The sequence below is a fragment of the Vibrio sp. SCSIO 43136 genome (assembly GCF_023716565.1).
Lineage (GTDB): Bacteria > Pseudomonadota > Gammaproteobacteria > Enterobacterales > Vibrionaceae > Vibrio.
Genome location: NZ_CP071849.1, coordinates 1,727,106 through 1,748,374 on the forward strand (window position 1 = coordinate 1,727,106; position 21,269 = coordinate 1,748,374).

Annotated in this window: 21 protein-coding genes; 12 read left to right on the top strand and 9 right to left on the bottom strand. The window is 45.5% G+C overall.

What is annotated here, in order from left to right:
• The first annotated feature begins 2 nt into the window (after positions 1-2).
• Entirely contained in the window at positions 3-587 is a 585-nt protein-coding gene (eamB, locus tag J4N39_RS22610; RefSeq protein WP_252025189.1) for a cysteine/O-acetylserine transporter, read from the top strand.
• 60 nt (positions 588-647) lie between these two features.
• Here eamB and J4N39_RS22615 read toward each other — a convergent pair whose 3' ends face one another.
• The gene (locus tag J4N39_RS22615; RefSeq protein WP_252025191.1) at positions 648-1,571 is read right to left on the bottom strand and encodes a LysR family transcriptional regulator; all 924 of its coding nucleotides are present in this window, start codon (positions 1,569-1,571) and stop codon (positions 648-650) included.
• Positions 1,572-1,767: 196 nt separating this feature from the next.
• On the opposite strand from J4N39_RS22615, the gene J4N39_RS22620 reads away from it, so the two are divergent.
• From J4N39_RS22620 to J4N39_RS22640, 5 genes are all read left to right on the top strand, one after another.
• Entirely contained in the window at positions 1,768-3,057 is a 1,290-nt protein-coding gene (locus J4N39_RS22620; RefSeq protein WP_252025193.1) for a serine hydrolase domain-containing protein, read from the top strand.
• A gap of 243 nt (positions 3,058-3,300) precedes the next feature.
• Positions 3,301-3,882: a TetR/AcrR family transcriptional regulator gene (locus J4N39_RS22625; RefSeq protein WP_252025195.1), complete on the top strand. Its 582-nt coding sequence runs from the start codon at positions 3,301-3,303 to the stop codon at positions 3,880-3,882.
• An 8-nt stretch (positions 3,883-3,890) separates the two neighbouring features.
• Positions 3,891-4,370: a nuclear transport factor 2 family protein gene (locus tag J4N39_RS22630; RefSeq protein ID WP_252025197.1), complete on the top strand. Its 480-nt coding sequence runs from the start codon at positions 3,891-3,893 to the stop codon at positions 4,368-4,370.
• A gap of 189 nt (positions 4,371-4,559) precedes the next feature.
• Positions 4,560-5,519, top strand: coding sequence for a transposase (locus J4N39_RS22635; RefSeq protein ID WP_252025199.1), 960 nt, complete (start codon positions 4,560-4,562; stop codon positions 5,517-5,519).
• Between the two features lie 410 nt (positions 5,520-5,929).
• Positions 5,930-6,973, top strand: coding sequence for a 3-oxoacyl-ACP synthase (locus tag J4N39_RS22640; protein ID WP_252025201.1), 1,044 nt, complete (start codon positions 5,930-5,932; stop codon positions 6,971-6,973).
• Between the two features lie 59 nt (positions 6,974-7,032).
• On the opposite strand, the gene J4N39_RS22645 is transcribed toward J4N39_RS22640, so the two are convergent.
• The gene (locus J4N39_RS22645) at positions 7,033-7,380 is read right to left on the bottom strand and encodes a VOC family protein (protein WP_252025203.1); all 348 of its coding nucleotides are present in this window, start codon (positions 7,378-7,380) and stop codon (positions 7,033-7,035) included.
• Positions 7,381-8,217, bottom strand: coding sequence for a LysR family transcriptional regulator (locus J4N39_RS22650; RefSeq protein ID WP_252025205.1), 837 nt, complete (start codon positions 8,215-8,217; stop codon positions 7,381-7,383).
• Between the two features lie 114 nt (positions 8,218-8,331).
• Between J4N39_RS22650 and J4N39_RS22655 the strand changes: the two genes are divergently transcribed.
• Positions 8,332-8,979, top strand: a complete 648-nt coding sequence (locus J4N39_RS22655; RefSeq protein ID WP_252025207.1) for a glutathione S-transferase family protein — start codon at positions 8,332-8,334, stop codon at positions 8,977-8,979.
• 45 nt (positions 8,980-9,024) lie between these two features.
• Here the strand turns inward: J4N39_RS22655 and J4N39_RS22660 are convergent, their stop codons facing one another.
• Complete coding sequence (locus tag J4N39_RS22660) at positions 9,025-9,183, bottom strand: hypothetical protein (protein ID WP_252025211.1); 159 nt, start codon at positions 9,181-9,183, stop codon at positions 9,025-9,027.
• Positions 9,184-9,381: 198 nt separating this feature from the next.
• Between J4N39_RS22660 and J4N39_RS22665 the strand changes: the two genes are divergently transcribed.
• Entirely contained in the window at positions 9,382-10,080 is a 699-nt protein-coding gene (locus J4N39_RS22665; protein ID WP_252025213.1) for a response regulator transcription factor, read from the top strand.
• A 48-nt stretch (positions 10,081-10,128) separates the two neighbouring features.
• Here the strand turns inward: J4N39_RS22665 and J4N39_RS22670 are convergent, their stop codons facing one another.
• The 4 genes from J4N39_RS22670 to J4N39_RS22685 form a co-directional block, all read right to left on the bottom strand.
• Positions 10,129-10,959, bottom strand: a complete 831-nt coding sequence (locus J4N39_RS22670) for a molybdenum cofactor biosynthesis F family protein (protein WP_252025215.1) — start codon at positions 10,957-10,959, stop codon at positions 10,129-10,131.
• 202 nt (positions 10,960-11,161) lie between these two features.
• Entirely contained in the window at positions 11,162-11,602 is a 441-nt protein-coding gene (locus J4N39_RS22675) for a PACE efflux transporter (protein WP_252025217.1), read from the bottom strand.
• Between the two features lie 536 nt (positions 11,603-12,138).
• On the bottom strand, positions 12,139-12,603 hold the full coding sequence (locus J4N39_RS22680; protein WP_252025219.1) for an acyltransferase: 465 nt from the start codon (positions 12,601-12,603) through the stop codon (positions 12,139-12,141).
• 23 nt (positions 12,604-12,626) lie between these two features.
• Positions 12,627-12,878 carry a hypothetical protein gene (locus J4N39_RS22685; protein ID WP_252025221.1) on the bottom strand — a complete coding sequence of 84 codons (252 nt, stop codon included), beginning with the start codon at positions 12,876-12,878 and terminating at the stop codon, positions 12,627-12,629.
• Positions 12,879-13,057: 179 nt separating this feature from the next.
• Between J4N39_RS22685 and J4N39_RS22690 the strand changes: the two genes are divergently transcribed.
• A complete protein-coding gene (locus J4N39_RS22690; RefSeq protein WP_252025223.1) occupies positions 13,058-13,894 on the top strand; it encodes a DMT family transporter in 837 nt (278 codons plus the stop codon).
• 333 nt (positions 13,895-14,227) lie between these two features.
• On the opposite strand, the gene J4N39_RS22695 is transcribed toward J4N39_RS22690, so the two are convergent.
• Entirely contained in the window at positions 14,228-15,106 is an 879-nt protein-coding gene (locus J4N39_RS22695; protein ID WP_252025225.1) for an NAD(P)-dependent oxidoreductase, read from the bottom strand.
• Positions 15,107-15,538: 432 nt separating this feature from the next.
• Here J4N39_RS22695 and J4N39_RS22700 point away from each other — a divergent pair, with 432 nt between their 5' ends.
• From J4N39_RS22700 to J4N39_RS22710, 3 genes are read left to right on the top strand one after another with little or no spacing between them, the layout of a single operon-like run.
• Positions 15,539-16,891 (top strand): TolC family protein, encoded by a 1,353-nt coding sequence (locus tag J4N39_RS22700; RefSeq protein ID WP_353505629.1) that lies wholly within the window; start codon positions 15,539-15,541, stop codon positions 16,889-16,891.
• A complete protein-coding gene (locus J4N39_RS22705) occupies positions 16,888-18,093 on the top strand; it encodes an efflux RND transporter periplasmic adaptor subunit (RefSeq protein WP_252025229.1) in 1,206 nt (401 codons plus the stop codon). The genes J4N39_RS22700 and J4N39_RS22705 overlap by 4 nt, the downstream gene beginning before the upstream one ends.
• A 3-nt stretch (positions 18,094-18,096) precedes the next feature.
• Positions 18,097-21,249 carry an efflux RND transporter permease subunit gene (locus tag J4N39_RS22710; protein ID WP_252025231.1) on the top strand — a complete coding sequence of 1,051 codons (3,153 nt, stop codon included), beginning with the start codon at positions 18,097-18,099 and terminating at the stop codon, positions 21,247-21,249.
• Positions 21,250-21,269: the final 20 nt, after the last annotated feature.

Sequence of the window (21,269 nt, forward strand, 5' to 3'; positions counted from 1 at the left end):
ATATGAGTGCCATCTACAGCGCATTTTTTACCTACGTAATCATTACTTCAATCACCCCCGGTCCAAACAACATTTTGTCTTTAGGTGTTGCTTCTCAACATGGGATCAAACGTTCCACTCAGGTCATTTCGGGCATGTTCTGTGGTCAAGTTGTATTGATGTTGCTGTGTGGCGCATTTACTTACAACATGGTTAACCTCTTGCCAGTGATCACACCTTGGCTGACATGGGTGGGAGCCGCTTACATCGTCTGGCTAGCGTGGGGTATTGCGACCAGTGATAGTAAAGCCATCTCAGAACAACAAGAAGGGATGAGTTTTCTTAAAGGTTTCGGCTTGCAGTTTGTGAACGTGAAAATCATCCTTTATGGCGTGACTTCCATCTCGACCTTTGTGCTGCCATATACCCAAGACATTTATTGGATCACAGGGGCGAGCTTAGTGCTGGCGTTTATTGCTCTAGCGAGCAATCTAGCCTGGGCGGCGGCGGGTCAGTTGCTGCAATCGCAGTTTGAGAAAAACGCTAAGGTGATTAATCTAACACTGGCCGCCATGTTGCTTTATTGTGCCGTGCGTTTGTTCGTGTAGGTTTGAATTAGTACAACTCGAGCCCAAGCTCCAAGGAGGGAGCGCTTACTCCCGTCATTCTTACTTCCCGCCCAATACCAAGCGATCTGCGTTAGCCACAAACAGTTCCACTAACTTCTGAGCCACGGGTCCAGTAGGCTTTTCAATTGGCCACAACGCATCCACCGACCATTCCAATTCTCCTTCATGAGTGCCTTTAAAAGCTATCAAAGCGCCAGACTCAAGCTCCGCTTGGCACTCCTGCTTAGGTAAGTTACTCCATCCGACCCCACCTAATACCAGTGATTTTGCCATGGAGAAATTATCTACATTCACTAAGCGACTGCTGTAGTTTTGAGTATTGACCCCTAGCTCATTGAGTGGAGACAAAACGATCTGAGTCATGCTGCGAATAAAGGCCGGTTCAATCTCTCCCTTCACCATCCAACCGATTTTTTCCGCATAACTAGGCGCCATCACACGCTGAATATCAAATTTAAACAGCTTGTTGTTCATCATAGTGCTAGGCGTATTAAAGCAGCTTAATGCCAGCCCTACATCCACCTGCTGTTGCTCAACCAACGCCATCACTTGAGCGGTATTGCCACTTCGCACATTCACCTCAGTGGCCGGAAACTCTTGTAATACTTGGCTAATCACCTCATCAGGGGCAAAGCATTGCAAAGCAGAATCAATTGCGACGCTCAAGGTCGTTTCATTTTTTGCCAGACAGAGTTCAACTCGCTGTGAGAAATGCTCAGCTTCTGAGATCAAAGACTTTGCAGGTTGATAAAGAGCTTTCGCCTCTTCAGTGGGAGTAAGGTGCACGCCATTTCGCTCAAACAACTCAACGCCAAGATCAAGCTCTAGGTTCGTCACCCGACGGCTAAAAGTACTCGAGTGTTTACCTTGCTGATGAGCAGCAGACGCAAAGCTTCCTAGTTCATAGGTCAGAGTGAAGGCTTTGAGTTTAGCGATATGTAGACTTTCCAAAGCTTCTAGCATGATTCCAGCTCCCAAAATGAATTTATAATGCATAGTACGCACGATAGTCGAGTTTGTCACTTACATGATTTGACGTAATATCAAATCACAAGATGAGAACGCAGACACATGACCTAAGTGTTTAATACATTAATTAATAAGGTTATTTTTCGTTCAAGAGTCGCAAAAACATTACAACTAATTTGTAGGTAGCATCATGAAAAAAACTATCATCGCTGTAGCTGTTGCATTATCAACAACTTTCGCTGCACAAGCAGCAACCGATAAAGTGACCTTCCACTCTGAAGACAAAGCCATGTTAGAGCGAGTTGCCGCTCTTGGCATTTCTCAGTCAAACTGGGACTCTAACGAGTTTGCGTCGATGTTCTTCATTGAGCCACAGCGTGTGAGTGAGCATGCGGTGATGCAAAAAAGCTCAAACCCACGTACTTTTGATAAATCAGAAAAGTCTATCGACCTAAACAGCATCATGGTGCAAGACGTGGATGGTTGGGAGCTATCTCTTAACGACCTACTTCGTGACCGTATGCACAACCGCTCTATGGTTATCCTACAAGACGGTAAACTTGTGCATGAGCACTACTGGTCAGGCATTACTAAAAATACCAAGCAGCTAACCATGTCTGCGGCGAAGTCTTTCACCTCTTCTCTAGCAGGTATTGCGGAAGCGGAAGGTTACTTCAAATTCACTGACAACGTTGAGAAGTGGCTACCTGAAGCAAAAGGTACAGTGATCGGTGCATACCCAATCCAGTACGTGTCTGACATGCGTTCAGGCTTTGCTCTAATTGATGATGCTAAGAACGTGTACGGCGATGACTGGGATACCTCAATGGAGCACGCTATCTCATGGAAAGGTCACACCGATTCTGAGTGGGTAGGCATCAAAGATTACACTCCTCACCTAACCAAACTGGCTTACGAGCAAGGTAAAAAGTACGAGTACCATTCATACAATACTGAAGCGCTAGGTCTGATCACTCAACGTGCCGTAGGTAAACACTGGACAGAATACTTCCAAGAGAAGCTATGGGATAAAGGTCAGTTCACTTCAGATACTTCTATCATGGTGGACAAAGAAGGCACGGTAATCGCTTGTGGCTCTATGGGCATGACAACTCGTGATTTCGCGAACATGGGAGACATCTGGGCACACGATGGTAAGTCTCAAAACGGTACTCAAGTTGTGCCTAAAGCATGGCTTGACAATGTATGGGCAGGTAACGACGAAGTTCGTGCGGCATGGGCGAAAGGTAAAGAAGCCCCACTAGCGGACGGTTTCTACAAAGACCAGTTCCGTGTCCTAAACCTAGGTGGTGAAGAGTGGCTACTGGCTATCGGTGTAAACGGTCAGGTTATTGCGGTAGAGAAAGAGTCTAAGACGGTTATCGCAATGATGGGTAACTACAACCTGCCAAGTGATGCTCGCTGGGCAGTTGATGTACTGCATATGGCAGTACCAACGATCAAGGCGAACATCAAGTAACCAACTGAATTGATGTACAAAACGCCCCCTGAAGATTTCGCTTCAGGGGGCGTTTTTTTATGGATAAAGATACCGTTTCTTATCCATATAAGATCAACAGTGACACCAGCCTAAACCAAACTTTATTATTAAATTAATCAAAAGCTTAACAACATCCCCCCTCATAAGAAGATCATTTTGGTTGATTTTTAGGACAACAGTCCTAAAATAAAAATTAGGACAACAATCCTAATCAGGAAAAAGATGAAGCTTTCAAAAACCAAACTCAAGATTGTCGAAGCCGCCAATAAGCTTTTTTACGAGCAAGGCTACGAGCACACATCCTTTACCCAAATCGCTGACGTGGTTGGAATTTCTCGTGGCAATTTTTATTACCACTACAAAACCAAAGACGAAATCTTGGCTGCAGTCATCGAGATGCGAATGAGTGTGGTGAAAAGCTACCTAGATAGCTGGGAGGCCAATAACCCTACTCCGCAAATGCGCATCAAAGCCTTCATCAATTCAGCGGTATTTACTCAGTCAGATACTGAAAAATATGGTTGCCCGATTGGAACACTGAGTACCGAGCTCAACAAGTTGTCGCATCCAGCACAAGAGCAAGTCGCAGGGTTCTTCACCCTATTTCGATGTTGGCTGGGAAGACAATTTGACGCCCTTGGATTTGCTAAAGAGGCCGACGAACTGGCGCTCAACATTCTTGCCCAAAACCAGGGTGCCGCCGTGCTTGCGAGTACCTTAAACGATCAGTCGCTCGTCGAGCGACAGGCTAAGCGGATGGAAGCTTGGCTAGACGAACTTATTCATCAATCTAACCCTAAGTGAGGCATCACATGGAAAAGCCAACCATCAATCTAGAACAGTTCAAACGTGACTCTTGGTCTGACACCGAAACCCAGAACGCTGAGAAGATTGTCGATCTGGTACAAAATCTGATGAACACTCACGACTACGATTACGTTGAAAAAACCTTCGCTCAGAGCACCTACAAACAACATAATCGTGGGATACCAGATACCTTAAACGGACTACTGGGATACTTGCGAAACTTCACCAAACAGTTCCCAGAATTTTCGTACAGCGTGAAAAACATCTATGTCGATGGAGACTATGTCACGCTGCACTCACATGCGACGTTGAAAAAAGCACACCGTGGCAACGACAAAAAAGGCATGAACATCGTTGATACATGGAAAATCAGTGGCAATAACATCGAAGCGCATTGGGATGCGGTGCAACCACTGGACTGGTTTATGCGCTTATATACCTTCTTAACTGGCGGCGCAATTCGCAACAGTAACGGCCCGTTTTAAGCACCATTAAACAGAGGTCTACTCAAGCAATTGAGTAGACCTCGTCATCTGCTATCCCCATTCCCCTAAGTAGGACACACACCAAAAAGTATGATTCTAGACTGATTTTTCATCTAGGGTGCGTAAGCTCCCATTACCACCGCCAGTCTACTGCTAAATTAACGACAAACTTAAACACAGTAGCCGATCATGACCACAGCTCGAAGAAACCTGGTTTCTGTAGATGCCACCCCATACTATCACTGCGTATCTCGCTGTGTACGTCGCAGTTTTTTATGTGGTGTAGACGAGCTCACTAACATTAGTTATGAACACCGACGGGCTTGGATTGAAGCCAAGATCTACTCTCTTACGCATACATACTGTATCGATGTATGTGCCTATGCGGTGATGAGCAACCATTTCCATGTCGTTCTGCACATCAATCGCAACAGCGCTCAAATGTTAACTCCAGAGGAAGTTATCGAGCGCTGGGGACTGACGCACAAAATCCCCGAACTCATTAAGAAATGGCAACAGAATCAAATCACCAACAAAGCAGAACATCAAAAATGTCTAGAAATAGTAGAAGTTTGGCGTGAGCGTTTATGGTCGCTAAGTTGGTTTATGAAAGAACTTAATTACGACATTGCCTGCCGTGCTAACCAAGAAGACAATTGTTCGGGACACTTCTGGGAGAGCCGTTTCAAAAGCCAAGCGTTATTAGATGAAAAAGCACTGGCTGCAGCTATGGCTTATGTAGACTTAAACCCAGTTCGAGCCGGTGTGGCTAAGACCCCAGAAAGCTCAGAGTTTACCTCCATAAAAGCTCGTATCAAGGCACTAAGAAACGACCTTGAAACTGCTCCATGCCTGCATCCCTTTGTTGGTATCACAAATGACAAAACCGTTGATGGTTTGCCTTTTCGACTTATCGAATATATTGAGTTGGTAGATTGGAGTGCGAGGCAATTACGACCAGATAAATGCTCCATAGACAGTTCTTTACCTCCCATACTTAACAGGCTCAATATCAGTCGAGTAAGCTGGCTCAAAGCTTGTACACAGTTAGAGAAGCGGGGAGCAACTGCAATCGGCGATGTATCTATTGTTAAGCACGTAAAAGTTGCGTTGAATAAATCTAAACTTCACCTGTACCAAATAGAATAATTGATCTCCGCACTAATCGAACTTCACGCCAGCCATCGCTGGCTATTAGCGCTGGAATTGCTCAGTGCATGTGTATTCAAGGCATCCGATAGTAAACAAATTTCTCTTTTAGGTCTTTGTCGGTAGCCATACAGACATCTTTAAGCGTCAATTTTTACTGCCTGTCCTTAATCATTAGGGGTATTTGGATTGCCTGTCCCAGAATAGGTATTTGGAGTGCCTGTCCCCAAATTGAAATTGCTTCTACTGGGGCATTTTATTTTTACGTTATAACATCCCATCATGCTAGAGGTCAGCCTGAAAACGAGAACTGCCTATAGAATAAAGCCGCTATGTCTCACAACAATAATTATAAATTTCAATAATATATCTCTGCCATATGTAATGGCTAAATTACAAAGGAGTGTAAATTGAAAAAACATATTGGCTTAGCCGCTTACTCTATATATGTGCCAGAAAATAAAATAAGTGCAGAGGAGTTTGGTAAGCAAATCGGGTTTAGTAAGGAAAGAGTAGAATCAGAAATTGGCATCAAAGAAAAGTATATCGGAGGTCCCGATGACCATGCAGTAGAGATGTCAATCAAAGCAGCTAAAGAGCTAATCAAAAGTAATGACATAGATCCTAACTGCATTGACATGATTCTATATTGTGGTGAGACCTACTGCGAGTACCAGTGTTGGACTGCTGCAATAAAAGTACAAAAAGAGATCGGCGCTGATTCGGCCTACTCTTGGGATCTCGGTTTTAGGTGTGCGGGTACAGCTTTAGGCATCAAAGTCGCTAAAGATATGATGCTATCCGACTCAACACTGAATAATGTGTTGCTGGTTGGAGGAAATACTAACGCTTACGCTATTGACTACAACGATCCAAATCAGCAGCTATTTTTTGATATGGCACCTGCTGCCATGGCTATGATGCTGGTTAAAAACCACCCTAAGAATGAAATTCTAGAAAGCGCTATCATCACAGATTCAAGATGTGCTGATAGTGTATTTATCGAGTATGGTGGGACAAAAAAACCAATTAATAGAAGTGTTATAGAGAACCCTGAATTGCAAAATAACTACCAGCTGCTAAAAGTAAAAAATCCGGAAAATCTAATGGAAATACTGAGAGAGTCAGCTGTCAGTAACATGCATACTGCGATTACTCGATCGCTCATTAACTCTTCCCAAACCCAAATTGACTACCTCGCTTTTTCTCATGTCAGCCCAGGTATGCACTACTCTTTACTTAAGCAGTTAGAGCTTCCGGAAGAAAAGTGCATCTATTTGGACCACGAAGGGCACTGTGGACATCCTGACCAATTAATTTCACTAATGAAAGCGGAAAAAAGCGGGCTATTGAAGCAAGGGGATACTGTTGTTCTTGCAGGTCCGGGGACTGGCTTTGCCTATGCGTCATCGGTGATACGCTGGGGGGAAGTAGAAGCTAAGGAGCGCTTCTAGGATTTTAGTTCTATGTAGCTAGCCTAACCCCAATAGTAAAAATCGGGGTTAGGTTTAAACTACTTTCCTCTTAGGCCAATCAGGTTCCCGAATGGGTCTTCAAATTGACACATGTACAAATCATCTTCTATCGCTAGAGGGCCACGATAAAGCTTTGCTCCCAACGACCGAAAGTGAATCATCGCATCATCTAGGCAAGGCACCTGCCAATACATCACCACGCCCTGTTTTCCAGCGTTCACTTTGTCATCCGCTTGCACAACTTCAATCGCAAAATCACCAATATCCAACACGGTAAAATCAAAGTCGGGCAAGTAGCGGGGCTTCGCCTTTGGAAACGCCTTTAAGTACCAATCCACACCTACTTTGACATTGGGAACTGGGATTAACAGCGCCGCAGGTTTCATTTAACACTCTCCCATCACTCGGCCTAATTCCGCCATACTATTTTTGTCCAACAATGGATGAGAACGAGCCCCAACAATTAGAACAATATCCACACTGGGGAGTGGTGGCATCTGTTCGAGTATGCGTACATTATCTGTCACACTGATAGCCCCTAAAGCACCGATTGCTAAGCCACTAGACACTAAGGCTCGCTGTGCGCTGGAGGTATCACAGCAGGCAAGTAACTTGTAGGAATAGTTGTTTTTGACTAAGCCATCAATCGCTGCTGCATGGTATTTACAGTCCGATTGAAACAGCACCACGGGTAAAGTCTCTGACGCATCAAGTGCATAGTCAGGGCTTGCAATCCACACTCCGGTATCAGAGGTTAACCAATACCCTTCATCACTATCGATGGCTCGGGTGACGATGGCAGCATCGATTTTTCCTTCATCTAACCATTCCCGCAGCACAACGCTTGGCTGACTAAACACTTGCACTGAGTAAGTTGGATTATCGGCGCACAAATGCTTGATGAGTTTAGGCAGAATTTTCTCGTTGTAATCTTCAGGACAGCCTAATCGAAGTGGTCGCTTTTCTTGAAACCCACTCACCCCTTTAAGTGCATCGCTATGAAGAGACACCAACTGCTCAGCGTAGCTACGAAGTGATAATCCTGCTTCCGTGAGTGTTAGGTTTCTGCCCTCTTTTTCAAACAAATTAACGCCCAGCTCATCTTCAAGTTTGCGCATTTGAACACTAAAAGCCGACTGGGTACGGTTCATTTGTTTGGCGGCTCTAGTGAAACTGCCTGTCTCCACGAAAGCTAAAAATCCTTTAAGGCCATCAATATCCATTGGCGTTTCAATCCATCGGTTTCATAAATACCTGCTATTAAAACTATCCGTTAGTTTTTCTTAAAACAAGCACTTATGCTAAATCCATTCAAAGACGTTACAGAGGAGGTAACTATGAAACTGTTCATCGCTAACCAAAACTACTCAAGCTGGTCACTGCGTGCATGGGTCATTTTCGCTCAATACAACTTAGAGCCAGAAGTGGTAAAGCTTAAGCTATTCACGGAAGAGTTCTATCAGGTACTAAAAGAGGTGACTCCGGCTGCCAAAGTCCCAGCTTTGGTCGATGGCGACCTCAAACTGTGGGACTCGTTAGCCATCCTTGAATACATCAATGAGGCATACCTGGATAACCAAGCATGGCCGAGTGACCCATCAGAACGTGCCGTAGCAAGAGCCATTTCCGCAGAGATGCACTCTGGATTTACCCACATTCGCAACGACCTCCCTATGAATTGCCGCGCACAAAGAAAAGTCGATCTATCAAGTGACGTACTCAAAGAAATCGCTCGTATTGATGAAATCTGGTCTACCCAGATGGCACAGTACCCTGATGGCTGGTTATTTGGCGAGTGGTCGATCGCAGATGCCATGTATGCACCAGTAGCGCTGCGTTTTAAAACCTATGGCATTGAGCTTTCTGAAGGGGCAAAACGCTATCAGCAAAAACAGTTTGAAAGCGCTGCGATCCAACGCTGGCTAGAAGAAGCCAGTAGCGAAACAGATATTGTCGAGCTCGATGAAGCAGGCACGGATATCTAACATACAAAAAAACACCAGCCGATTTTGGCTGGTGTTTTGTATCGATTAACCTGCAAGGTCACTGACTGTATCTGCTACCTTCTCAGCACCTTCTTGAAGCTGCTCAACGGTATCACTTTCTGCAATGTCCTTGATCTCATCGCTGTATTTAACGCCGATAAAAATACCCACAGCAATCAAAGCAATCGCAATCAACCTAATCATAACTCTCTCTTTACACTCATTAATGGTCTAGATGCCCGATGGCGCTAGTAAGCCATTAATTTCGGGAGAAATCCAGAGACTTTGGTGATGTACTACGTAACGGAGTGCCAAGTCTTGCTATCAATACCAAAAACGTACCCCACCCTGACAAGCTAAGCTATAATTCAGCACTGTTTAATTGTCAGGATGGATAGTGAATTGTCCCAGCAGCTTGACCATCTCCACAAAGAAATTCTCGATCTCGTCAATGGGCTCATGCCAATTGACAGCTCCGCTTTCTATTTTGTAGACAAGCACATGAATGCCCGCGGTATTGCACTCAATGGTGTCACTCAAGAAAAAGATAAGGCGTACCGAGACAAATATCTCGACTTAGATCTCGCTGCTCCAAGGCATTTTGAAAGCAGTACAGAGAATGTCGTGATATTGGAGAAGCTTTACAAAGATACCAACTGGAGAAGCTCGGTCTACTATCAAGAGTTCCTCGCTCCGATGAACATGGAGCACGTTGCAGACATGTTTTTTAGGGATGCTAAAGGCAACATTGTTGCTGTGCTGACCATGCTGCGCTCCAATACATCGCCTCCGTTTTCTGAACAAGAATTGATCGTTATGAAGTCTATCCACCAATTTGTTCAGTTCACATTAAAGACTTACTTCCTTCCCTTGCAAGCACAGTTTAAACAGGTGGCGAAAGAAGAATATGCATTAACCGATAGAGAAATGGATGTACTTGAATACGTCACTAAAGGCATGGATAACAATGAAATAGCTCAAACTCTCGCCGTGTCACTTGCCACGGTAAAAACCCATATCAACCATATTTATCGTAAAACAGAAGTGATCAATCGAACCCAACTTCTCATTAAGTTTGCTGCGATGTGGGCTATTAAGTAGCGATAAGAACAAAAGAACCGCCCATCTAGGGCGGTTTTAGCAAGGACATTAGCCGTCCATTTTGTGAGCAAGTTCAGCGTTCATCACTGTCGCTTTTGCACCAACAGGGAAGTTACTTACCGAACTGAACGATGTACCATCAAAGCCGAGAATCTTACCTGTAGTCTTCATTCGCTCAAGGTCAATCATAATCACGCCTAACGTTGGGATCACTTTCTCTCGCCAAACGAAGAAAAACAAGTTTTGATCGATCTTTAAGTAATGGCACATCTCTGTCTCTGCCAGTCCTTTTTCTACACCTTTCAAACAGTGCCAAGTGTAGTAACCAGAGCTCAGGTAAATGTGGTCGTAGAACTCATGAGGGCTGTACTCGTACTGTACACGTTTACCGACCAATTCTAAGGTTTCCTCGTGACCCACTTTTCCTTCAACTGGGCGGTTAACCGTACATTGGATAAAGTTTGCCTTCACCCCTGTCAAGTAATCACCATCTTTCACTCTTTGGAATACTGGGCGCATCGCTTCTTGTTCTGTTGGCATCTGACCAACCAAAATCGTTGCGGTTTGTTGCTTCAGGTTCAATACGATGCTGGCACTGGTTGCAAACTCCTCTGGCTTAATGAAGTCAACAAAATAGATACCTTCACGTAGACACGTCGAGGTGTAAGTTGCTTCACCACGAGCTCCTTTTTCTTCGCCTTCAAGCACTTCCCAAGTTAAGTGCTGATTTTCACCAAAGGTATGAGCAATTGAAAGACCATGCGAGTTCAATACAAATGTTTTGCCTGTTAAATCCTCGACATGCTCTAACGTATTTGCTTCTTTAGCAAAGCCTTCTGCCAGTGCATCGACTTGTACCCATTCAGTCTTACTAGTCATATAACCACCTATAATCATTAACTATTTACTAAATAAACCGGCTTGTTTGCCGATGAGGTAATCTTCGCTGATCCCATTGATACTGCATATCAACCCTAAGGTTGAGAGAGGCCATAATTTTCTTAATGCAATAAAAAAGCACCCAAGGGGTGCTTTACAAAACTTAGTGGTTAACAAATGTCGTCTTCATCGAATGCGAAATCTATATCGTTGATACCGATGAAGCCTTGCGAGACTTTTTTACTATCACCGCTCGAACCTTGTCGTACACCAGATTAAAGGTAAATGCGTAGATGGTTATAAAAATGGTAATACCCACATCCATCATAAACGCTTCCCACAGCACCACGCCTAAAATGTACGCAATTACAGGAATGGTAAAAACAAGTAACCCGATCTCAAACAAAGTAACGTGCAGAAGGCGTAGCTTCATACTGCGTTTTTCTTTGTCACCAGTGTAAAGCTGGTCAAAAAACCAATTAAAGACAAAGTTCCAACACATAGCGATAGTGGCCACTATGATCATAGTGCCTGATAAGGACCCCACCTCATGATCTGTAGCTAACATCAAAAGCGCTATCGACAATAACACCGCTAACACTTCAAATAATACTGCGTGGAAAACACGCTCTAATGTACCCATTTTAATGGCCTCTTTATTTCGATTGGGAGTTCATCTCCCGAATGAGTAGTAAAAGTTTGGTTTGAGGTCTCATGAGACTTGGGTCAGGCTTAGCTGGTTACAGTTTGCTTTTGACCAGACGTGCGAAACCCTCGTCAGAGACGATAAAGAAAGAGACTTAGTTTGCCTTAGTGGGTGGCAATAATGCCGGGAAGGGGGGAGAAAGGGGTAAGCAGAATACGAGACAAACTCTAACTCGCGTTACCTTCTTCCAATCTTCGGAACAAACTAAATCCCGAAGACATTTTTGCTTTATGGATAGATTTTAGCTGCGGACACGCCCAGTCAGCGACTGTGATTGGGCTAAACACCCCAGCCAATATCTGTCCTGTTGTAAAGTGCAACATATCGATTATCCAAAATAGGTTTGATTGACGCTTGCTCGACACCGTTTACAAATGGTTGAGCAATCGCTTTGGAATGTATCGAAATGCGATTCAATCGGCAAGTGAAAATACACGACAGCTAGAATTGCTGTGTACAAATCAAGTGACAGCTCAATCTAAACTTCTAATTTTCTTGGCTGGATTTCCGACATAAACACCTTTTTCAGTAATATCCTTAGTCACCACACTGCCCGCACCTATTACTGCCCCATCACAAATTGAGACGGGTAAAATGGTGGCATTCGAACCAATAGAGACATGATTGCCGATCTTGATACGCCCCCAGTTATCTGGGTTTGGATCGGGTTTGCCAGACTGGAACAGATCGTTGGCGAACATCACCCCGTGACCAATAAAACACTCATGCCCGATGGTGACAAACTCGCAAATGAAAGAGTGGGACTGCACCTTAGTGCCAGCCCCAATGGTGGTGTTTTTCTGGATCTCGACAAATGGCCCCACAAAAACGTCATCTTCAAGATGACAACCGTAAAGATTGACCGGGTCAATCAAGGTGACGTTAGCGCCAAACTTCACGTCAACAATATGGGCTTTGCGAATTTTCACTATGGTCATTCATCGATTCCTTTGCAATGGGCTCAACTAAGAATAGAAAAGATCACACGTTCGTCATCTGATACATCTTCAATTTCTAAAATTTTCCCTTGATAATCAGCATTGGATACCGCTTCGACCAAGTGTGCCAGTTGTTCTCCGTTTTCATCAAACTTGCTGGCAATGTTCTTAGGCAGCAGTGCGAGTATGCCTTTCACCAACACTAATGGGATAGAAATGGTGTTCATGAGTTGGTTGTTATTCAAACGAAAAGTCTCTATTTTCAGTGAGCGCATGGGTTCAATCCTTGAAATTATCTAAATATAAAAATAGTTGCTTATTTGAAGCATATACGAGGCTATTTGTACAAACTGAGATCTGTCTAACCCTTTGTTCATTCAGACATTATTGGCATAATGCTCAACAAATACACATCTAAATCGAGGTAATCACCATTCTCAAATCAATTTTATGGATGTTGTCTGCATTAACCTTCTTCTGTTTGATGGCGGTGAGCGCAAGAGAACTCAGTGGTGATATCAATATCTTTCAAACACTAGCGACCAGAAGCTTTGTTGGGCTAGTAATTGTCTGTTCCATTTTGCTCGTCACAAAACAGCCTTTACCATTTCGTACACCTAAGCTAATGCAACACATTTTTCGCAATAGCTTTCACTTTACCGGGCAATATGGCTGGTTTTTTGCCATCGGTTTTTTACCCCTAGCAGAAGTTTTTGCATTAGAGTTTACTGTGCCTGTATGGACAGCGTTGATCGCTTGGTTATTTCTTGGCGAGACATTAACTCGGCGCAAAATGGGATCAATATTGCTAGGGCTTGCAGGGGTGGCTTTGATCGTCAAGCCGGGTATTGAAGTGATCTCATGGCCAGCGCTAGTGATGCTTGGTGCGGCGTTTTGTTTTGCCATTACTCACACTGCCACCAAATCACTCTCCTCTTCAGAAAGTGCGCTGACGATTGTCTTCTTTATGTGTTTGATCCAGCTTCCACTTGGGTTGCTGTTCGCCACAGGGCACTGGAAGATGCCATCGATGGAGCAATGGTTCTGGCTGATGGTGATCAGTACCGCCGCCTTAGTTGCTCACTATTCAATGTCACAAGCAATGCGATTTACTGAGGTTACTACTGTGGTGGTAATGGATTTTTTCCGTCTGCCGATTATTGGTGTTGTCGGCGTCGTGCTGTATCAGGAATCTTTTGATATCTCTTTATTGATTGGTACGTTACTAGGGCGTGTTGACCTTTCGAGGCCAAATTTTGTTCAATCTAGATGGGTTCTGAGCAAGGAATGAGGAACGTAGCATAGTTATTCTATGTGAGAGACGAATGACGCAGCGCAGGAGCCATCTAGATGAACCCTTCGGGCAGTGTTTGTCAGCCCTTTCTCCTGCGTTATCACATATTTGTATAGAATGACTATACGGCATATGTGCTGCCTTGGATAAAGAGCTGACAAACGCTGCAAAATTGACCTCGAAAGGTCAACACGCCCTAATGTTGGTGGGTAATTTATGGGGCATGTCCGCTTTCAAGCGCTGGTTCAGTAAATCAACCTAACTAATCCAGAAACGACAAAGCCCCAGCAAAGCGATGCTCTGCTGGGGCTTTTATTCGTTATCTACGAATTACTTCTTAAGGTCTGCGAAGTAGTCGAAGATTACTGGTACGTCGTTTTGACCTAGACCTGCATCAACTGCAGCTTGTAGGCTCTTAGAAGTACCTTGAGCGATTAGAGACTCAGTACCTAGCTCTTCACATAGAGCAAGGAAGTAACCAAGGTCTTTGTTTGCGTTTGCAACAGAGAAACCTAGCTTCTCTTCACCGTCTACTGCGTAGAACTTACAGAACTGCATGAACGGAGAGTTAGAAGGACCCGCTGACATGATGTCAAACAGTTGCTGACCATCAACGCCCGCTTGCTTAGCGACTGCGAATGCTTGAGACATAGTCGCAACAGTAGTCATGCCCATGAAGTTGTTTACCAGCTTAGTTACGTGACCTGAACCTAGAGCACCTAGGTGGAATACGTTCTCGCCTTGCTCGTCTAGCACTGGCTTAACTTTGTTGAAAGTTTCGATGTCGCCAGCAGCCATGATGTTCAGTAGACCATCTTTAGCGTGTGCAGGAGTACGACCTAGAGGTGCGTCAATCATGCCAGCACCTTTCTCAGCTAGAGCTGCACCAATCTTCTTAGTAGAAGCTGGGATAGAAGTACCGAAGTCGATTAGAGTAGCGCCTTCTTTGATACCCGCAAGGATACCTTCTTCGCCGTATACTACTTTCTCTACAACTTCAGAAGTTGTTAGACATAGCATTACGATGTCAGAATTTTCAGCAAGCTCTTTTGCAGTTGCTGGGTTTTTCGCACCACGCTCAACACATTTTGCTACTGCATCTGCGTTAAGGTCCATTACGTTTAGCTGGTAATCACGGTTTTGAAGGTTCTCAACCATGTTGCCGCCCATAAGGCCAAGGCCGATGAAACCAATTACTGGTTTAGTCATGTCTAACTCCAATGAATGATGATATTGTATGATTATATGGCCTCAGTATACATCGAAAGCGGATGTTGAAAATAGCCTAAAATGAAAAGTTTGCGCTAGATCTCTTTTCTTTTATCATACAAATTATCACTAGCATGGTAAATCCATTTTATTCAATGGTTTAAATAGTTGAGCCAAATTTGTCCAAGCTTAATCATTTTGCGAGTTTTACCCGTTTAAACTCTCCAAACATAAGTAATTACTCAGAAAATACCGAATTTTGAGGTGGTGCTTTTTCAAGCAGAAAATCTCCTCTATTAGTCATACTATTAGCCAAATAACCCCCAATAACCGCTTTTAGCCCTCCTTAACCTGCTCTTAACCACTCGGTTGGTATTGTGGCTCCATCGACTAAATGGAGATTCCACCGTGAGACATACGATTCTCAGCTTAATGATCATTGGACTGATGGGATGCAGCTCAGCGAGCAACATGAACTATGTTGAGCAAGCTGACGACGTAAACCGTGCCACCAGCCAAGCATTGTTAGAGCAACTTATAAACAACAGACCACAAGGTAAACAAACGCAGACAACTAACGCGTTAACCGACCTTGTCAACCTGCCTGAACTGCACAGCTATTTACAGCTTGCGTTAGACAACAACCCAAGCCTGCAGCAGAGTTTGCTGGCTCTGAAGATCGCTTATGCCCAAGAAGGAATTACCAGCGCCGACCAGCTCCCAAGTGTTGATGCCAGCTTCACAGGTAATAAAAGCGAAGGCTCGGAGCAAACCTATACCTCAGACGTGACCGTAAGTTGGGAGCTCGACCTATGGCAGCGCTTATCAGACAGCAGTGCGGCGGCACAGCAAGACATTTTGAGCAGTCAAGCGGCGGTAGAAAGCGCTCGTGATCTCGTGGCGGCCAACGTGATGCGTGGCTGGCTGGAAGTGAGTGTAAATCAGCAACTGCTGGAGATAGAAGCTCGCCGTCTTGCGGTTCTAGAAAACAATGAAGCCTTGGTTTTACAACGTTATCAATCGGGCCTTGGCAGTTTACAAGAGTTAGACAACGCCAAATCCAACAGTGCCTCGTCTCGCGCCACCTTGGCCAGTTATCAAGAAAACCTAGCCACCAGCCAGCGCAGTTTATTACTGCTCAGTGGCCAATGGGGGGACAGCGCCGTTCTGCCCGATATTGCGGATAGCTTTCCTAAAGTGTTAAACCCGCTCGACGCCCTTGGCACCCAAGATTTGGCTAACCGCCCAGATCTAAAAGCGGCCTTTGCCGACATCGAGGCAGAATCGCTGCGTACTGATGCGGCGTACAAAGCCATGCTGCCATCATTTAATTTATCTGCCAGCTTAACCGATATTGCTGAGTCACCGTCAGAAGCACTCATGAACGGTGCGCTTTGGAGTGTTTTAGGATCTATCTCAGCGCCACTGTTCCAAGGGGGCAAGCTTGAATCTGCGGCGCAATCGGCTGAGTACCTCACCGAGCAAAAATTTTGGGTTTACCAACAAACCTTGCTAACCGCCGTCAACGAAGTTGAAAACGCCGTCGGGCAAGAGCATTCGCTTGAGCAACAACAACTACACCTTACGCAGTCACTGCAAAGTGCGCAGCGCAGCGTCTCGACTTATGAAGAGAAATACCGTCAAGGGCTTGTCGACATTTTTGACCTCCTAACCGTTCAGCAGCAAGCCTATGACACTGAAGCTCAACTTATTAACACCACCTATCAACGACTAAACAACCGCATCGATTTGGGCCTTGCACTGGGTCTAGGAGTCTCATCATGAAATTGAATCCAACCACTATTGTTATCACACTTGCAGCGGCTGGCACTGTTTTTGGTGCAGTTTCCTATACAGCAGCACAAATGGGTCCGCCGCCTAGCGGCAAAGGTGAAAAACCAGCTCAAAGTGAGCGACAAGCTTCCGAGCAAATACAAAAACCGAGTTCCACGCCAACCCTCGTACTTCCAGAAGTCGAGGTTCAAACCGCCACCTCTGCCAGTTATCGCGCAGAGGTGGTTGGATTTGGTGAAGCTCATGCAGCTTACGAACTTAACTTTGCCGCAGAAGTCAGTGGTAGCGTACTAAGTCTTGGAGACTCATTCAAAACAGGCCAAATCGTCAAAAAAGGGACTGTGTTAGCCAAACTCGATGCCACCAGTTATCAGCAAGCCGTCGCCCAAGCTAGCGCCGAGGTGGCATCAGCCAAACTAGCCTATCTAGAAGAAGAGCGACAAGCGATGCAAGCCAAAGCAGAGTGGAAAAGCTCGGGCTTATCGGGTGAACCAGATTCCACGCTTGTGCTACGTGAGCCCCAACTTGCAAACGCAAAAGCAGCGCTCGCTAATGCTGAGCAGTCGCTAAAAAAAGCTAAGTCAGATTTGGCCAAGACCACCATCAGCGCACCTTTTGATGCACTGGTAATCAGTCGCGATATTCAGCCAGGCAGTTATGTGCAAACCGGCAGCCAAATTGCGTCTTTATATAGCATTGATAGCATCGAAATCGATATCCCTTTGTCGGAAGCGCAATGGCACAAGATGCCAAGTATGACTAATCAAGAGTTCGCCGAAGCTAATTGGCCTGTCACCTTGATCAGCGCCGACGGCCAAACTCAATGGCAAGGCTATATTGATCGTATTGAGCAGCACCTTTCAACTCAAACTCGTCAGCGTGACGTGGTAATTGTGGTCGACAACCCTCTCACCCTAAGCCAACCGCTTTACCCTGGTACCTTTGTCCAAGCCAATATCCAAGGTGAACAAATCGATACTCTTTGGGAGTTGCCAGCATCCGCCATTTCACAGCAAGGCGAAATCTGGACAGTTAACGCAAATGGTGTACTGGTCAATACCGCTGTCACCACTGCCTTTGAGAAACAAGACAAGGTCTACATCAGTTCACAATCTGAATCCGCTCAAGTGGTAAAGCGCCCACTGAGCAGCTTTAAGGCGGGCATGAAAGTGAGCCCAAAGGTTGAGGGATAAGCGATGAAAACAACCAAACATACCGGGGTGATCGCTTGGTTTGCCCAAAACTCTGTTGCGGCTAACCTGCTGATGGTTGGCATGATTTTGGTCGGATTATTTTCTGTCGATTCATTGCGTAAAGAAGCCTTCCCAGCCCTTGAGCCCAACGTGGTGACTGTTTCCGTGGTTCATGACAGTGGTGACCCAACTCAAGCTGAAGAAGGTATAGCAATTAAGATTGAAGAAGCCCTAGAGACGGTGTCTGGCATCAAGCGTATCACTTCCACTTCAGATGCTAGCGGTAGCCACGTGTCGATCGAGAAAGAGAGCGATTACGATCTCGATACACTACTGACGGACGTGAAATCCAAAGTCGATGCCATCAACAACTTACCAGCCGATGCGGAAAACCCTGTGATCGATAAATCGCGTCGTTCAGAACACGCTTTGTGGGTACAGATCTACGGTGAAAGCGACCGTGACACCTTGCAATCTTTGGCTGAACAATTGAAATCTGACCTTTTAAGCCAAGACGCAATTCGCGATGTCACCATTCAAGCCAAGGCTGAGCCAATGATTTCGGTCGAAGTCAATGAAGTCATGCTGCAAGCTTATGGCCTGACCATTACCGACATTTCTGACGCCATCAACGCAGAGTCTTCCACTTCAAATGGCACCAGTTTACGTAACGGCGAAAAAACCGTGCGCCTCAAAGTTACTGAGCAAGCTTACGATTTGGCTGAGTTTCGTGCCATCCCAATCATGACGACCACCAATGGCACTGAGTTGACCCTAGGGGATATTGCCACCGTCACCAATGGCTTTGAAGACAGCTCTTTCACTTTATCTCGATACAATCAGCAAAGCGCTATGGCACTGCAAATTGTGATGGATGAGTATGGCGATGTGATCAGCATTGTTGAGCAAGCGGAAAAGGTGGTCGAAAACTGGAAAAACAGCAATCTGTTGCCTGACAACCTAGAGATTGAAACTTGGTACGACAAAAGCACAGTGATCAGCGAACGCTTGGAGCTACTGATCAAAAATGCGATGACGGGTATCGCCATGGTGTTCATCGTACTTGCTCTGTTTCTTAACCTAAGAGTTGCGTTCTGGGTTGCTTCTTGTTTGCCGTTTGTCTTCTTTGGCACCATGTTCTTTATGACAGACTCGTTTGTTGGCTTAACCATCAACGAGATGACCACCTTCGGCTTTATCATGGCACTGGGCATTGTGGTCGATGACGCCGTGGTAGTAGGTGAGAGTATCTACACCACTCGCCGCACCGAGGGTGACAGTATCGACAGCACCATCCGCGGCACATTAAAAGTTGCGGCGCCAACCGTGTTTGGTGTGCTCACAACCGTGGTCGCTTTTGTATCCATCGCAATGGTCGAGGGACGTATGAGCGCCATCTATGCCCAGTTTGCCTCTGTGGTCACCATCTGTTTACTGCTCTCCTTGGTGGAATCCAAGTTCATTTTGCCTGCGCACTTAGCGCATATCGATACTCATCGTGATTCGAGCAAAGGGCTATGGAATAAAATCCAACACGGTGCCGATTCTGGCTTGCAGTGGTTTAACCAAAACGTCTACCGCAAAGCAATCAAACTGGCGCTACGCTTTCGCTACGCCGTCATCTTGAGCTTCATCACCGTACTTATCTTGGTCATCAGCATGCCAATGACAGGTAAAGTGCGTACGACCTTCTTCCCTGATATCGTCGGCGATACCGTAGTGGCCAATATCAGCATGCAGAACGATGCCAGCTTTGGTCAAACAGAGCAAAATCTAATGATGCTTGAAGCAACAGCATACCAAGTCGACGCTCTTCTGAGTGGTGATAAGTCTACAGGCATCGGCAGTTTACAATTGATTGCGAGTGCAGACGATTCAGGCAGTGTGCGTATCGAACTGAGTGAAGATGCTCAGTACCTATCGACAGATTTTGCCAAAGAGTGGACCAAACTTGCAGGCTCTCCTGAAGGCATCAAAAAACTGAGCATTCAGACCAAGCGAGAGATGCTCGACAACTTTAAAGTAGAGCTACGCGCATGGGATACCGACACCCTTGAGGGCGCAGGTGCAACCTTCAAACAGACACTAGAAGGCATTGCTGGCGTTAACGGCATTGATGACAACCTTGACGCAGGCCAGCCTCAATATCGATTTGAACTTACCCCACAAGGCCGCGCTCTAGGAATGGACACTGCATCCCTCTCACGCCAAGTGTTGCAATCTTTTGGTGGCGATATCGTGCAGCGCTTTCAGCGAGACAAAGACGAAGTCAAAGTACGTGTGCGCTACCCTGAAGATCAGCGTCAAACACTGGCAGACATCCAGCAGGGTAACGTCAGAACCAACGACGGTACCGTCGTGCCACTAAGCAGTGTTGCCAACGTTTATGCCGACTATCAACCGGTAAGCATTACCCGAATCGACAGCCAGCGAGCGATTTATATCTCAGCGTCTGTCGACAAAGAAATCATTGCTTCTAATGAACTGGTTGCCAAGCTAAAAGCCGAATTGGTGCCACAGCTGACTGCCCAATATCCAACCCTAGATATCAGCTTCGCTGGTGAAGCAGAAGAACAAGCAGAGGCTACAAGCTCGATGTCATCAACCTTTATGCTCGGGTTGATTGCCATCTACGCCCTACTAGCTATCCCACTAAAATCGTATGTACAGCCACTAATCATCATGACCGCCATTCCATTTGGTATCGTAGGCGCAATCTTGGGTCACTGGTGGAACGATTTGGCGATCAGCATCTTGTCACTTAATGGCATCTTGGCGCTAAGTGGTGTAGTAGTGAATGACAGCCTGTTGCTAGTGTCTCGCTTTAACAGCCTTATGGAAGAAGGAGAACTCTCCGTCAAGCAAGCAATTGAAGAAGCGTGTAGCAGCCGACTACGTGCGGTATTACTGACCTCAGTCACCACGTTTGCGGGGCTAGCACCGCTCTTGGGTGAAACCTCACTTCAAGCGCAGTTCTTGATCCCAGCAGCAGCGGCACTGGGTTACGGTATCCTATTTGCTACCGTCATCACCTTAGTGCTGACCCCATCACTGCTGATGATCCAGACTGAAGCCAAGCAAGGACTGTTAAATATCAAACAACGTCTCGTTGGTGACAAAAAATCGTTGCAAGCTAGCACTGCTGCTTCACAATAATCAGTAAGAGAGATCAAGGA

Coding starts and splice junctions, on each gene's coding strand:
- J4N39_RS22710 (WP_252025231.1), top strand. CDS start 18,097: ATGAAAACAACCAAACATACCGGGGTGATCGCTTGGTTTGCCCAAAAC.
- J4N39_RS22630 (WP_252025197.1), top strand. CDS start 3,891: ATGGAAAAGCCAACCATCAATCTAGAACAGTTCAAACGTGACTCTTGG.
- J4N39_RS22680 (WP_252025219.1), bottom strand. CDS start 12,603: ATGACCATAGTGAAAATTCGCAAAGCCCATATTGTTGACGTGAAGTTT.
- J4N39_RS22635 (WP_252025199.1), top strand. CDS start 4,560: ATGACCACAGCTCGAAGAAACCTGGTTTCTGTAGATGCCACCCCATAC.
- J4N39_RS22700 (WP_353505629.1), top strand. CDS start 15,539: ATGATCATTGGACTGATGGGATGCAGCTCAGCGAGCAACATGAACTAT.
- J4N39_RS22660 (WP_252025211.1), bottom strand. CDS start 9,183: ATGATTAGGTTGATTGCGATTGCTTTGATTGCTGTGGGTATTTTTATC.
- J4N39_RS22615 (WP_252025191.1), bottom strand. CDS start 1,571: ATGCTAGAAGCTTTGGAAAGTCTACATATCGCTAAACTCAAAGCCTTC.
- J4N39_RS22690 (WP_252025223.1), top strand. CDS start 13,058: ATGTTGTCTGCATTAACCTTCTTCTGTTTGATGGCGGTGAGCGCAAGA.
- J4N39_RS22675 (WP_252025217.1), bottom strand. CDS start 11,602: ATGGGTACATTAGAGCGTGTTTTCCACGCAGTATTATTTGAAGTGTTA.
- J4N39_RS22685 (WP_252025221.1), bottom strand. CDS start 12,878: ATGCGCTCACTGAAAATAGAGACTTTTCGTTTGAATAACAACCAACTC.
- eamB (WP_252025189.1), top strand. CDS start 3: ATGAGTGCCATCTACAGCGCATTTTTTACCTACGTAATCATTACTTCA.
- J4N39_RS22655 (WP_252025207.1), top strand. CDS start 8,332: ATGAAACTGTTCATCGCTAACCAAAACTACTCAAGCTGGTCACTGCGT.
- J4N39_RS22650 (WP_252025205.1), bottom strand. CDS start 8,217: ATGGATATTGATGGCCTTAAAGGATTTTTAGCTTTCGTGGAGACAGGC.
- J4N39_RS22695 (WP_252025225.1), bottom strand. CDS start 15,106: ATGACTAAACCAGTAATTGGTTTCATCGGCCTTGGCCTTATGGGCGGC.
- J4N39_RS22625 (WP_252025195.1), top strand. CDS start 3,301: ATGAAGCTTTCAAAAACCAAACTCAAGATTGTCGAAGCCGCCAATAAG.
- J4N39_RS22645 (WP_252025203.1), bottom strand. CDS start 7,380: ATGAAACCTGCGGCGCTGTTAATCCCAGTTCCCAATGTCAAAGTAGGT.
- J4N39_RS22670 (WP_252025215.1), bottom strand. CDS start 10,959: ATGACTAGTAAGACTGAATGGGTACAAGTCGATGCACTGGCAGAAGGC.
- J4N39_RS22705 (WP_252025229.1), top strand. CDS start 16,888: ATGAAATTGAATCCAACCACTATTGTTATCACACTTGCAGCGGCTGGC.
- J4N39_RS22620 (WP_252025193.1), top strand. CDS start 1,768: ATGAAAAAAACTATCATCGCTGTAGCTGTTGCATTATCAACAACTTTC.